10 protein-coding genes are annotated in these 12,775 nt (G+C 41.3%); 5 read left to right on the top strand and 5 right to left on the bottom strand.

The window, feature by feature from the left end:
* Positions 1 to 6: 6 nt before the first annotated feature.
* A complete protein-coding gene (locus ACLOAU_RS17415; RefSeq protein WP_427863182.1) occupies positions 7 to 1,089 on the bottom strand; it encodes a hypothetical protein in 1,083 nt (360 codons plus the stop codon).
* Between the two features lie 45 nt (positions 1,090 to 1,134).
* Positions 1,135 to 2,655, bottom strand: coding sequence for a SecDF P1 head subdomain-containing protein (locus ACLOAU_RS17410; protein WP_427863181.1), 1,521 nt, complete (start codon positions 2,653 to 2,655; stop codon positions 1,135 to 1,137).
* A gap of 232 nt (positions 2,656 to 2,887) precedes the next feature.
* On the opposite strand from ACLOAU_RS17410, the gene ACLOAU_RS17405 reads away from it, so the two are divergent.
* On the top strand, positions 2,888 to 3,685 hold the full coding sequence (locus ACLOAU_RS17405; protein WP_427863180.1) for a glycosyltransferase: 798 nt from the start codon (positions 2,888 to 2,890) through the stop codon (positions 3,683 to 3,685).
* Positions 3,686 to 3,694: 9 nt separating this feature from the next.
* On the opposite strand, the gene pdxR is transcribed toward ACLOAU_RS17405, so the two are convergent.
* Positions 3,695 to 5,113, bottom strand: coding sequence for a MocR-like pyridoxine biosynthesis transcription factor PdxR (gene pdxR, locus ACLOAU_RS17400; RefSeq protein WP_427863179.1), 1,419 nt, complete (start codon positions 5,111 to 5,113; stop codon positions 3,695 to 3,697).
* A 101-nt stretch (positions 5,114 to 5,214) separates the two neighbouring features.
* On the opposite strand from pdxR, the gene ACLOAU_RS17395 reads away from it, so the two are divergent.
* The 4 genes from ACLOAU_RS17395 to ACLOAU_RS17380 all read left to right on the top strand — a co-directional run bounded on the left by ACLOAU_RS17395 (position 5,215) and on the right by ACLOAU_RS17380 (position 7,708).
* Positions 5,215 to 5,445: a thioredoxin domain-containing protein gene (locus ACLOAU_RS17395; protein ID WP_427863178.1), complete on the top strand. Its 231-nt coding sequence runs from the start codon at positions 5,215 to 5,217 to the stop codon at positions 5,443 to 5,445.
* Positions 5,446 to 5,512: 67 nt separating this feature from the next.
* Positions 5,513 to 6,235 carry an AAA family ATPase gene (locus tag ACLOAU_RS17390; RefSeq protein WP_427863177.1) on the top strand — a complete coding sequence of 241 codons (723 nt, stop codon included), beginning with the start codon at positions 5,513 to 5,515 and terminating at the stop codon, positions 6,233 to 6,235.
* On the top strand, positions 6,229 to 6,960 hold the full coding sequence (locus tag ACLOAU_RS17385; RefSeq protein WP_427863176.1) for a YggS family pyridoxal phosphate-dependent enzyme: 732 nt from the start codon (positions 6,229 to 6,231) through the stop codon (positions 6,958 to 6,960). Before ACLOAU_RS17390 ends, ACLOAU_RS17385 begins: the two co-directional genes overlap by 7 nt.
* Positions 6,950 to 7,708, top strand: a complete 759-nt coding sequence (locus tag ACLOAU_RS17380) for a glutamine amidotransferase-related protein (protein ID WP_427863175.1) — start codon at positions 6,950 to 6,952, stop codon at positions 7,706 to 7,708. Before ACLOAU_RS17385 ends, ACLOAU_RS17380 begins: the two co-directional genes overlap by 11 nt.
* 946 nt (positions 7,709 to 8,654) lie before the next feature.
* On the opposite strand, the gene ACLOAU_RS17375 is transcribed toward ACLOAU_RS17380, so the two are convergent.
* Positions 8,655 to 11,831, bottom strand: a complete 3,177-nt coding sequence (locus tag ACLOAU_RS17375) for an ABC transporter permease/M1 family aminopeptidase (RefSeq protein WP_427863174.1) — start codon at positions 11,829 to 11,831, stop codon at positions 8,655 to 8,657.
* A complete protein-coding gene (locus tag ACLOAU_RS17370) occupies positions 11,831 to 12,709 on the bottom strand; it encodes an ABC transporter ATP-binding protein (protein WP_427863173.1) in 879 nt (292 codons plus the stop codon). Before ACLOAU_RS17370 ends, ACLOAU_RS17375 begins: the two co-directional genes overlap by 1 nt.
* Positions 12,710 to 12,775: the final 66 nt, after the last annotated feature.

Here is a 12,775-nt window from a genome sequence, read left to right as displayed (position 1 = left end):
AAGTTTTCATCTGCATAGCTTTCTTTTGCTTTCCATACTTTCCCAGAAATCCATCATGCCTTCCTTGTTTTTGGGTTTTTCAAAACGGATGGTAATAAAACTTCCTTGCTCCTTATTTCCTGATATAAACAAATGAGTCTTCCATCCGTCAGGAAAAGACAGATGAAGGGCCGTGCCTTCATTCTTGTCTTTTTTTATACGACTTGTTTCCAGCTGGTTTACCTGAACAACGGCATTATTAATAACCGTTTTAAAAAGCGTATTGTCTCTTAAAAATTGCAGGTTATAAAGTAATGCTTCTTTCATTGCAGATGGATCGGTTTCCAGTGCAATTTTATATTTAATGGTTCTGCTAAAGTAGAGGTCGGGTTCTTCACATCCGCTCAATGAGGCCACAAACTTAGATCCATCCTTCATATGTACAATTTCTGTATAGTCTTCATTAAACTGGTCATCTATCTCCAGCGTACTGTCTATTTTTAAGTTGTTATCCTTTTTGAAGATCTGCTTTTTCATAGACGCCAGCGGGCAAGCGGCATAACAATCTTCTACGATTTTGTTATCTCTGAAAGAAAAACTAACTGCTACCTGTTTCAGATTGTCTTCTCCTTCACCGTAAGATCGGGACATAGGATTTTCATTATAGGTAGCATATAGTTTCCCGTCTTTTACCCGGTCTATATCCAGGTGGCCGTAAGAAAACTTTCCACCACCAAATAAAGTATACTGATTGATGATCGAACGCTTGCCATCGAGCAGCACTACACGGTAATCGAAACCGTAGGCATTGCCGCCGCCTCCCAAACCTTCATCTGTAAAAAGAAATACTGCATCAGGCCAGCCGTCTTTATTAAAATCAGTAACCCACTTTTGAGAAGATTCGGCCGACAAGCAAGATAAAAAATGTCCGTCTTTATCACGAAGACAATTGTCGCCGGGCTTGGCAATCCCCTCTCTGCCTTTCATTTCCATTTTTACTAATTGATCGCCAATTTTCTGTAAAGTGACAGAATCCAGTACTTGCGCATGAGCCAAACTAACAGCTGTTTGCAGTAAAATTGTGATGGATATTTTTAGTTGTATGTTCATGAAATATTACAATTTTAAATTGTAACCTGCCCACTTGCAGCACTATTAATGGTTTTGTAACCGTTTAACAATCGATTCAGCTTCTTCAGCTGATTGGTTCCCGCTGATATCTATACGACCGTTTGTTATGGGTTCGGCAATAAATGGCATCATGATTACTTTATGATCTGCTACCAGAGCAACCTGTTTTCCAACCTGGCCCTTGCTGAATTTTTCAAATTTGATTGCGCCTGCCTTATTAAACCGTATTTCAATAATTGATTCATCATGTGCCCCGGTTTTATAGATAACTGTATCAAAATCTTTTGGCGTTAGCGATGGATCAGCCGCCAGTACAGTTTGCGTATAGTCGGCATGCTTCTTTTCAATGGAATAAAATCCGTCCCGCCTGTTCACAGTAAAAGGTTTTAAAAGGGTAACTGTTTCATCCGCATTACTGTCTTTTTCAGAACCCGGCAACGGATCCTGGTCAGCAATTTTATTGGGGCTGATTTCCAAAGGTGGGGCCGGCGCCGTTATTATAAGAGGTGTTCTTTCTTCTTCTTCTCTTTCGTATGTTATAAATCCGTTGTAATGATAGGAAGGACGAGTATCTTCTCCGCAAACCGTGTAAAAGATACTATTATTGGCTCCGTTGTCTTCTGTAAAATTTGCAGTGTCCTTATTTTCGGCTACCAGTTTCACATACTTGCGCAATAGGCGATCGTCCTGGTACTGGTTGCTCCGGAAATATTCTTCATTATCATCGGCCTGCCGGCTAATGTATCCATTGGTGGCTTCGCTCCATATATAGTTTAAGGAATCCGGTGTTGGAAAAAGGCGGTAATGTTTGTTGGCAAAAATAGCATCCACTGCTGTGCGTTTCGACTCATCGTACGCTCTCTTCCATTCCAGTACTTCCTGCCATTGTTTTTGCTCTTCTTTGTCCTGCGTTTGTTTAACAAACCCCTCCTCGCCGCCATAATTAGATAGCTGTAGTATAGTTTTTCCTTCAACCTTTGTAAATCTGGCAGCAAAATCTTCATACTCCCGTTTGGGTTCGTTAAAGATCAGGATAAAATCATTGTATTTTTTTGCTGGCTCATATTGCCAGGATGGATTAGATTTACGCAGATCCCACCATAGATTTTCTCTGATAAAGGAAAGTGTGAAACGGGCTAACTGTTGATCGGTCTGATACACAAAAGGCGCGTCAAAGCAATTAGCATCTTCATTAAAAACTCTTCGCTGTTTTTCCTCATTGAACTGTACAAATGTTTTACCCTCTTCAAAACCTGCAAAATTCATCCTGGTACTGTCACCCAGCGTATTATTGTAATGAGCATACACTTGAAATAATTCCGGTTTATCAGGTATAAATTGTAAATACTCCTCTTTAAAGCTGTAAGAGCCGAACACGGCAGTTGCATATCCATACAACATAAAACTTCCGTCATCAAACAGGCATATGCCTGAGTTACCGCCGTATCGGCCGGCATGTTTACGGTACCGTTCACGTGTAGTATTCTGGGCGAAGGTTGCTGAGGTCATTATAAAAAGGCCGATCAATAATAGAACTTGTTTCATACTGTTACGGAGTAGCATTATATTATTTCCGGTATCAAAATACAGGAAATAATGCTATTAATAAGCCTCATTTACAATCCGCTGAAAGTCGTTTATGAATCGTACGGATCAGAGATATCGATCCTGTTACCCACCGGGTATCAACATATATGCGGCCTGATAAGCGGAAATTCCTGATTTTCTGACACATATATGGCTACAATACAATATTTTTATCGCGGCTTACTGCACAATGAAAGAAGTACAAATAACAGGATCGATCGTTTTATATAAGAATGACTACACAATAGTTGAAGCAGCTGTTAACAGTTTTCTTTCGACAAATTTAAATGTATTCCTCTTTTTGATAGATAATTCACCTGGACGTGAACTGGAAACACTTGCTGAAATTGATCCTGCAAGGATTCGTTACGTTTTCAATAACAGTAATCCAGGTTTCGGTGCAGCCCATAATATTGCATTTGAATACAGTAAGCAATTTAATGCTGCTTATCACCTGGTGTTTAATCCGGATGTTTATTTTGGGGCGGATGTATTGGAGCAGCTTTATTATTATATGGAAGCGCACAGGAACACCGGCCAGATAATGCCGCGGGTGTTGTACCCCGACGGAAGCCTGCAATATCTCTGCAGAAAGAATCCAACTTTCTCTAATTTATTCTCCCGTAGATTTTTTCCCCGGCAAGTACGCGATCTTTTAGCAAAAAGGATGGGGAAGTATGAGTATAAAGATCATGACTATCTTCAACCCATTTATAACGTACCGTTCCTTTCTGGGTGCTTTATGTTTTTGAGAACGGATGTTTTAAAAGAAGCGGGAGGCTTTGACGAGCATTTTTTCCTTTACATGGAGGATGCTGATTTAACCAGGCGTATATTACAGCGATCGCAAACCGTCTATTATCCTCATACGTTTATATATCATCATTACACCAAGGGATCTTACACCAACTTGAAACTAACCTGGCATCATATGCGGAGTGCCATCACTTATTTTAATAAATGGGGCTGGCTTAATAATAAAGGGTAGGGTGGTAATTTAAATCAGTAAGGCCAACTCGCGCACTCCTTCTTCCAGTTGTTCTGCAGATAGGGCTCCGTAACTTAACCGTATGCCGTTTGCGGCTTTTCGAAAACTATATTGGTTGGGAGTGATGATCTTTATACCTTTTTTTTGTAATTGTGCTGCTATATGATTCCAATTGCATTTTTTGAAAGGAACAATCCAAAAAGCCAGTCCACCCTCAGGAACAGTATAGCCAGCTTTTTCACCCATGTATTTTATAAGCAAGGATGCTGTCAGATCGCGTTTTGCCCGGTAATATTGGGTCGCTTTCTTCAAATGCTTTTTTATAGTGCCATCGTGAATAAGCTGCAACACTGCCTGTTCCATGATAGCGTCCCCCTGTACGTCTATAATCTTTCTCAAAGCTGCTATTTTTTCAATCAGACCCGGAATGGTTGTAGCAAGATATCCGATTCGCAGGGCCGGAGCCACTACTTTGCTCATGGTACCTACATATACGTATTTTTTCAGCTCATCAAAACTGGATATGGGTAGCACAGGGCGATAACCAAAATGAAACTCGTTATCATAGTCATCTTCAATAATGGTAAAGCCGTATTTGTTGGAAAGTTGAATTAATTCAAGCCTTCTTTGAAGACTCATTGTTACCGTGGTTGGATATTGGTGATGGGGGGTAGTATATACAGCTTTGATCTTTCTGCCCGATTGCAGGATACTTTTTACATCGTCTGTCACTAACCCTTCCTCATCTACATTTACGGGAAGCAACCGGGCTCCAGCCTGCTCAAAGGTTTTCCAGGCAGGTTGATATCCCGGATTTTCTACTATGAGCCAATCGTCTTTTTTCAGTATACATTGGGCTGTCAGGTACATAGCCATCTGGCTGCCTCTTGTAACACAAACCTGTTGAGCTGCCACCTGCAAACCACGGTTATGATTTAACATCCGGCTCAATTCCTGCCTAAACTTCCAATCTCCTAATTCGCTGCCATAGCCCATCAATTGCCAGCGGGCTTTCCGGTTGAATATCTGCCGGTAGGCCCTGGCCAATTCAGCTATCGGCGCAATTTTGCTGTCCGGATAGCCATCGTCAAAATGAATACGTGTCGGTAGCGGTACCGCTGCATTGTCATCTACGGCAACAGGTACTTTTTGATAAACTGAAAGCAGGGGAAGTTGATCCGCTACAAAAGTTCCTTTTCTTTCTTTCGACACCAGCCATTCTTCATTTAGCAACACCTGTAAAGCATCTACTACCGTATTCCGGTTAAGCTTCAGCTGCTCAGATAATTTCCTGCTGCCCGGTAGCGCGGTACCTTGTTTCAGCCGGCCCGATTGAATGTCGGCAATAATAGCATCGGCAATTTGCAGATAAATGGGTTTATCACAATCATAATTAATCTGTAGGGATAATTGCCACGGTCTTAACATCTGGACTACCTGTTTTTATAAATTCTGTATCAGACTGGTAGTCCAAAGATAATTTAGTTTTGTATGGCAATAATGCAAGAGACAATTTTATTACGATTATTATGACACAATCTACTTTTTACCATGCCGGCTGCCCGGTATGTGTTAGCGCCGAAGAAGCTATTCTCGACCTCATTCCTGCAGGCAAGGTAACCGTTGTACACCTGGGTAATGCAAAAGAAAAAGTAGCGGAAGCTGAACACGCAGGAGTGAAGTCTGTTCCCGCGTTGGTACTTCCCAATGGAAATGTGCTGCACATCAATTTTGGAGCTTCTATTGAAGACCTGAAGTAATTTTATACTCCCGTTCTGCCATCGGCTACGGGAGTATTTTTTGCTATTCCTGACAACAATTTTCTTAATGAATATATTCGATCTCCTTATTTCTGATAAAGAACAGGTTCGGTTCGATGAGGTTTTTATGAGCGCTTCTAACCGGCAACAGCTGCTTCAGCTGATTAAAGAGCATTTTTATACGGCTGCTTTAAAAGAGTACGGCTTGACTGTTAATAATAAGTTGTTGCTATATGGCGACTCTGGTTGCGGTAAAACTCTTACTGCAAAAGCAATTGCCAATGCATTAGGCAAACGCCTGTTCGTATTAAACTTAAGCAATATTATATGCGCACGAATTGGTGAAACCTCGCAGCATTTAAAACAGGTTTTTGATAAGTCTGCCCGGGAACAGGCGGTTCTCTTTTTAGACGAATTTGACCAGGTGGGAAAAACAAGGAACAGCGATGACCGGGAAGTTGGCGAAATACGCCGGCTCGTCAACACCCTTATCCAGCTGATCGATTATTACCCGGACCATTCCTTATTGATAGCAGCCACTAATCATAGAGAGATGATCGATCAGGCCTTATTGAGAAGATTTCAAATAACCATACCCTACGAGCAACCATCCCACGCAGAGCTGGATCACTATTACGACCAGGTTATAGCGGGTTTCCCCGCCACCTTACAGTCCGTTGAACGCATATACGGAATATCCTATGCAGAAGCAAGAGACCGTACCCTCACCCAGGTAAAAGAAAACCTTATTTGCCAACTGGAAAAAGAAAAGACGAAAACCCTATGGTAACAGAGAATTTACAGGCCATTAAACAGAGAATAGAGAACGCATGCAAAAAGGCAGGGCGCGATCCGCGTGAGGTAAAGGTGCTACTAGCCACCAAAACAGTACCTGCCGATCGCATTCAATTAGCGTTACAAGCCGGGTACACGTTAATAGGTGAAAATAAAGTACAGGAATTATCACAAAAATATGAAAGCCTGCAACCGCTACAACCTACACATCACTTTATAGGCCATTTACAAACTAATAAAATAAAAGATCTTCTAAAATATAATATAACTTGTATTCAATCGGTCGATCGTTTCGACCTTGCCTGCAAGCTACACCACAGGCTGCAGGCTCAGGGCAGGACCATGGATATAATGATACAAGTGAATACATCTGCGGAGGACAGCAAATTTGGTGTGGCGCCGGAAAGTACTATCGATCTGGTACAGCGAATCGCCGGTTTGCACACTTTGAAAATTAGGGGACTGATGACTATCGGGTTATTATCTGCCGATATAGAGCAGGCAAGGCCTTGTTTCCGGCTGCTGAAACAAATTCAACAACAGATCAAAGCATTTAACATACCGAACGTATCTGTGAGTGAGCTCTCCATGGGCATGAGTGGTGACCTGGAGATAGCTATTGAAGAAGGAGCCACTATCATCAGGATCGGGACGGCCGTATTCGGAAAAAGAAGGTATCCCGATAGTTACTACTGGAACGAATCGGCCTATGTACAATAAAATTTTACCAGGCAGTGCGCCTATGCATGTTCATTTTATACAACACGAAGTTTTTGAAGCACCCGGTGCCTATTTGCATTGGGCATTAAGCCGTGGTTACACCACCAGCTTTTCGAGGGTTTATCAATATGAATCTTTACCCGAATCGCTCACTTCAATCGACCTGCTCGTCATATTAGGCGGACCTCAAAGCCCTGACACCTCAATAAGGGACTGCCCATATTTTGATGCTGCTGCGGAAAAGAAATTGATTCTGGAAGCCATAAATGCAGGAAAAGCTGTGGTAGGTGTTTGCCTGGGTGCACAGTTGATCAGCGCAGCTTTAGGCGCTCCGCATGGTCCAAGCCCCGAAAAGGAGATAGGTGTGTTTCCCATTCAACTTACTGAAGCAGGCCTCCGGGATGAAAAGACACAACAGTTGGGTGCTTGCCTCGCGGTGGGACACTGGCATAATGATATGCCCGGTTTACCAGCGAATAGCCAGGTACTAGCAACTAGCAAAGGTTGTCCGACACAAATTATCGCATACACCAATCTCGTTTACGGGTTACAATGCCATATGGAATTTACTCCTGAATTGGTAACAATGCTGATTAAAGCAGACGCGGCATTGTTAAGTAATTATTATGCTTATCGCTTCGTGCAACCTGCCCACACGATACTTCAATATAATTTTGCATATATGAACGAAAAATTGTCGGGCTTTCTCGATCAGTTAATACGCTCATACACTTCTTTCAAAAATTAATAGAGTATTATCCTATTAATACCTTTACTTCGCGTGGCAATTAGCCTTATCAGTGTAGCAAAATGTTGGTCTTGATTCTAAAGGTTAATTTTTCGGTCAACGAAACCCAATGCCATTCAAGCTTTCGGCTTGCTTTGATTTTGTATTAACAATTTTTAAGAACTGTGGCACGGTATTTTATATATTAGTATATCAACATAAGAAATTAACGCAAGTAGTCTAATGTATCGCATCTTTCAACCAGGTTTGCCTGATACTTTCAGTAACTGCAATAATCTGATTATTAAAAATGAATTAGAGATATTTAAGAGCGTGTTAGTAGGGCTAATACGAAAACCCCAGCTATAAAGCTGGGGGAGGGCTTATACCTCCTGTTTCTACAGGAGGTCTTCTAAAAAACCTTTACTGGTGAAAGGGTTCTAAATTCTTCATTAATAATTTTTTGAAACAATTTCCATGCCTTTTAACCCAAATGGCATTTATTCAATTTTTAATTTTATAATTAAATAAAGAATAAACTGTATCTCATTAAAATACAATTAAAAATACATTATTTTATTACAACTATTATAGGTTGTAAAAAGTTAATGAAGGCTGAAGCGTTCCACAGGATTTATAAGTTAACACCTGCCATCAAAATAACATCGCGTTATATTATGGATTATGGAAAAGGCTGATTTTTTGAGAAGTTCTACTGTAAAATTTTAATGCATCCGGCCGACAAAATGGTCTGCGCGCTGTAAAGATGTCATATTTCAAATACCACGGTAAATGCGGCACATGCTACTAAGTCAGTTCTTTGTTGTATTGATTCGAATGTACTCCTAAACATAAATCGTTACAGGTTATGCGAAAGACATCTGAAATAATAAAGGATTATAATTCACTATTGAGCTCACATAGCTACTAACAATTAACCGAAGCCAATCAACATCATCAGGCGATACTAGATACCTGTAAACATAGCATTAATAACCTTATGATAACGCTGGTCTGTATGCTGATATAACAATTGCAAAAAATTTATGGATGTTGCCCTTTGAGGGTAACGATATTTTTGAACAAACAGTCGAAGTATTGCATTCAGTTTATTTTCGCCAATCAGGTCATGCAATTTAACCATTACGATGGCGCCTTTTGAATAAGAAATATGTGAACTGGATCCATCTACTTTATACAATGGCATTTCCTGGCTCAACCCTTTTTCCGATTCATAAATCTGCTGATGCATTTTTAATTTTTCTCTCATTTTTTTGTCTCCATAAAATTGTTTATAGAGCATCATCTCTGTATACATGGCCAGCGTTTCGGTAAGCATAGCTGCTCCTTCTCTTTCATCAGGCGCTATTTGGTTATTACCCCACCAAAGATGCGACACTTCATGCCCCGCAAGTTCAATAATTACATCCTGCTGTTGGTCGGCCTTCAAGTTGGCATGGAAAGCCATGTGTTCCGTCATAAAAACCACCGAAGGATAAGCTGTAGCGTTAAACCCATTTGTAAAAGAAGATATTTCAGCAAAAACCAGTGAAGGGAAAGGGTATGCTCCAAAATTCTGTGTGCAATATTCCAGGGTTTGCCGGGCGTTTTTCATTAGCTGAGCAACATTTTCACTGTGCCCCGGGTGATAATAAATATAAATGGGAATGTTTTTGTAGGCAGATTTTTGAACTGCATACCTGGCTGATGACAGGGCAAAGCGGAAAGGTACAAGCTGACCTGATTGATACCTGTAAAAGTTTCTGCCCCCGTTTTTCCAGTGTTTTACCAATGAACCGGTACCAATCGCAGTTTGATCTGGCTCTGTTGAAATCGTCATGTCCAACCGGATAAAATTCCGGGGGTTGACAACCGGTGCATCCGGGCCCGGTAAGGATGTAGCCAGGCCGATGCCATTGGCTTTTCTTAAAGAAGTATCGGTTATTTCGCTCGATGATTGATAACCTATAACCGGATAATAGCGGCTGATTCTCATAAAAGATCCGTTACCAACAATAGCGTTAAACGATCGGTGCCCGTTCACCGGGTACCATTTATAAGACATTCGAAATTCCAGTTTCGCGGTATCCCCGGGCAACATGGGTTGAGGAAATAATATTTCTGTAATCTTAGGTGAAAGTGTGATATGTTGATTATTGATGTGCAGCACTGCGTATGCTGTGTGTAACTCTTCATTAAACTGGATCAGCATACTTAGAACAGGCTGCTCCCGGAGATTGCGGATTATATAGGTTCCTGAAATAGTGTAAGCGGCATTGGCCGGATAGAGATCAATTTGGGTGTGCACATCTGTAATGGTGGGCTGAGGCATGAACTGGTATTTACGGTAGGATTTTTCATAGCTGACAGCATTTTCTATTTGTTCCTGATCTGTTTCATGCCTGTATCCCTTAATAAGCTTTTGCCCCCAAAAAAAGCTTATTGCTGCCAGTATTACAATGGCCGAACCGGTTGTTACCCGGTAGGAAGGCTTTTTGAACAACCGAAAAAGTAGTACTAAAGTAAGGATGACACTGCATCCCAATAACCATCTTGAAAAGAACCAGTAAATATATGTACCGTACCCGGCTAAATCGCTGTAGACACCATTGAACCCGGATAAAAATCTAAAAGCAGGTAGTGTTATAAATTTTGCAGAAAGGGGAGTGCCTGTTACCACCGTCAACACTACAGTAATACCTAAAGCGATGTACCGGTTACCGGCTACCGCATTGACGCTAACGACGCCGGCGCTGAGTAGAATAAGGGGCAATGTGCTAAATATAAAGACTCCACCATAAGCGTTATAATCAAAAAAAGGGTATTGGTAAATGTATTGAAAAAGGATTCCTTCAGCAATGAAGAAAAATGTAAAAACAATAATAAGAATACCCATACTGATAAAATGAGCCAGGTGCCTGGCAAACCGGTAGTAAGTTGTATGCTCTATTAAATGAAAGCGCGATGTATGACTACGCCAGCAAATATCATTAGCAAAGTACAGGATGATAAAAGCGCCGGGAACGTAAAAGTTTTGGTTAATGGTTTGAGCCATTAGTCCGGAAGAAGCGTAGAGTTGGGGAAGCCGGATACCTTTTTCAATTTCAGCATATAGCTCCATTCCCAGGTTAAACAGTACTAAAAGTAAGGCTGCAGCGGCGGCTACGTTCTTAAAGAGATAAATCAGGTCAATTTTTATAAATGATTGAAGGGCTTTAAATGATGCTCTCAGATTAAATCGGGAAACTGTGGGTTGAGGGACAGTAATCGTATGATCAAAATCCGAATTAGTAGCAACCGGCTTCATTTGATTTCCTGAAAAGAGGCGACGAGGCCGCCTGGATGAAAAATAATTTGCAGCGCAAAAAACGAGACATATAGATATACCAGTTATAATCAACCTATTCAATAAAAAATAACCGGAAAGGGGTACGAGTGATGTATTACGCTGACTAACGGAAAAATACCTGCTATTCGTAAAGTAACCAGATAAACCAAACGGATCAGCCAGGGCAGAAATATGCTGCGCCATTTCGGATTGTGGCAGGGCGTTAGCCATAAAAGGAGAGCCCGAATATATAAGGGAAACCATGTACAGTATATACAGAAGTATTCCGGCCAATACCATCAGCAGCCTGTTATTACACAGCAATGCAATTGCCGTTAGCACGCTGCATATCATAACCGTATTAATAAGGCCAAACACTAGCACGGGGTATAAATAATAAATAGCCTTTATAGTGGCTCCCATTTCAGCCCCGGTCCGGTAGTGCTGTCCTATTACAAATCCCAGAGACATCCATATAAAATACCAGAAGGTTAATGTGGCAAACGAAATAAATCTGCCGCCAACATATTGCTTTTCCGTAAGGCTGGTTGAAAATAGTAAAGGCTCAAAACGATTGTCACGCTCTTTAAATAACAGCTTACTTCCCAGAACTGTAGCCATAAACACGATGGTGAGACTCATGAATCCAAGCATAAACCCAATAGTGTAAGATCCATTCAGGTATATGCCTTCCCCAAGAGATAAATTGAAGCTGCTTCCGCAAAATACACCTGTTGCCAATAACATGGTGATAGCGAGGTAGTGAATGATGCTCTTCAATGAATGCCTTATATCGAAAAGAAATATATGCTTCATTACTGTTTGATGTTTTTAAGTTGGTGGAAATAGAAATGCTCAAGGGTAGGAGGCAGCGATACAAAGCCCTCAGGTTGGCTGGTTGCATATACAACGATAAAAAGGTTTCCTTCAGTAAAACGGTAGCTGATTAAATCAAAGCGGGACTGATAGATCTCGAGGTCCTGCACATTTATAAACCGGGTCCAAACCTTACCCGTAAGCTTCCTAACCAGCTGAGCAGGCGCTCCGGAAGCTACCAGTTTTCCTTTGTTGATAATAGCCATCTGCGGGCACAACTGATGTACATCATCCACCAGATGTGTTGAAAGGAATACGATGATATCCTTACTCAGAGCGCTCAATAGCAGGTTAAATCTATTTCTTTCTTCCGGGTCAAGGCCGGCAGTTGGTTCATCTACCAATATAACCTGCGGGTTACCTAACAGGGCCTGCGCTATACCAAACCGTTGTCTCATACCGCCCGAAAACGTATGCACTTCTTTATTGCGATCGGCGTATAAGTTTACATGCTCCAGTAAAGACATTACCTGGTGTTTTCTTTTTGCTGTATCAGAAACACCCTTTAATAAGGCTATATGGTTTAGTAAATCATAAGCTGAAACCTTAGGGTACACCCCAAAATCCTGTGGCAGAAATCCCAGTTGTTTCTGTATAAACCGCTTATCTGTTAAAATATCTACACCGTTGAAACGAACCTCTCCCGAATCTGCAGCTTGCAGACCCGCTATAGTTTTCATTAAGGAGGATTTGCCGGCGCCATTGGGTCCGAGCAGGCCAAACATACCGTTTTCAACGGAAAGGGAAATATGGTCAATAGCCTTAGTGCCATTGGAGTAAGTTTTGTTTAAACCTGTTATGGTAAGTGTGTTCATCATCGTTTACATATTTTCAGGCAATACATTGCCCTGTGCCTGCTAAGGCACTTTTTAGATTGATCCGCC

Origin of the sequence: Paraniabella aurantiaca (assembly GCF_050309965.1) — a bacterium.
Lineage (GTDB): Bacteria > Bacteroidota > Bacteroidia > Chitinophagales > Chitinophagaceae > Niabella.
The sequence above is the reverse complement of the archived record's forward strand: the minus strand, read 5'-3'. Positions and strand labels throughout refer to the sequence as shown.

What these genes read in the sequence shown, in the direction of transcription:
- ACLOAU_RS17385 (WP_427863176.1), top strand. Translation starts at nt 6,229, where the DNA reads ATGGTAACAGAGAATTTACAGGCCATTAAACAGAGAATAGAGAACGCA.
- ACLOAU_RS17395 (WP_427863178.1), top strand. Translation starts at nt 5,215, where the DNA reads ATGACACAATCTACTTTTTACCATGCCGGCTGCCCGGTATGTGTTAGC.
- ACLOAU_RS17390 (WP_427863177.1), top strand. Translation starts at nt 5,513, where the DNA reads ATGAATATATTCGATCTCCTTATTTCTGATAAAGAACAGGTTCGGTTC.
- ACLOAU_RS17415 (WP_427863182.1), bottom strand. Translation starts at nt 1,089, where the DNA reads ATGAACATACAACTAAAAATATCCATCACAATTTTACTGCAAACAGCT.
- ACLOAU_RS17410 (WP_427863181.1), bottom strand. Translation starts at nt 2,655, where the DNA reads ATGAAACAAGTTCTATTATTGATCGGCCTTTTTATAATGACCTCAGCA.
- ACLOAU_RS17405 (WP_427863180.1), top strand. Translation starts at nt 2,888, where the DNA reads ATGAAAGAAGTACAAATAACAGGATCGATCGTTTTATATAAGAATGAC.
- pdxR (WP_427863179.1), bottom strand. Translation starts at nt 5,113, where the DNA reads ATGTTAAGACCGTGGCAATTATCCCTACAGATTAATTATGATTGTGAT.
- ACLOAU_RS17375 (WP_427863174.1), bottom strand. Translation starts at nt 11,831, where the DNA reads ATGAAGCATATATTTCTTTTCGATATAAGGCATTCATTGAAGAGCATC.
- ACLOAU_RS17370 (WP_427863173.1), bottom strand. Translation starts at nt 12,709, where the DNA reads ATGATGAACACACTTACCATAACAGGTTTAAACAAAACTTACTCCAAT.
- ACLOAU_RS17380 (WP_427863175.1), top strand. Translation starts at nt 6,950, where the DNA reads ATGTACAATAAAATTTTACCAGGCAGTGCGCCTATGCATGTTCATTTT.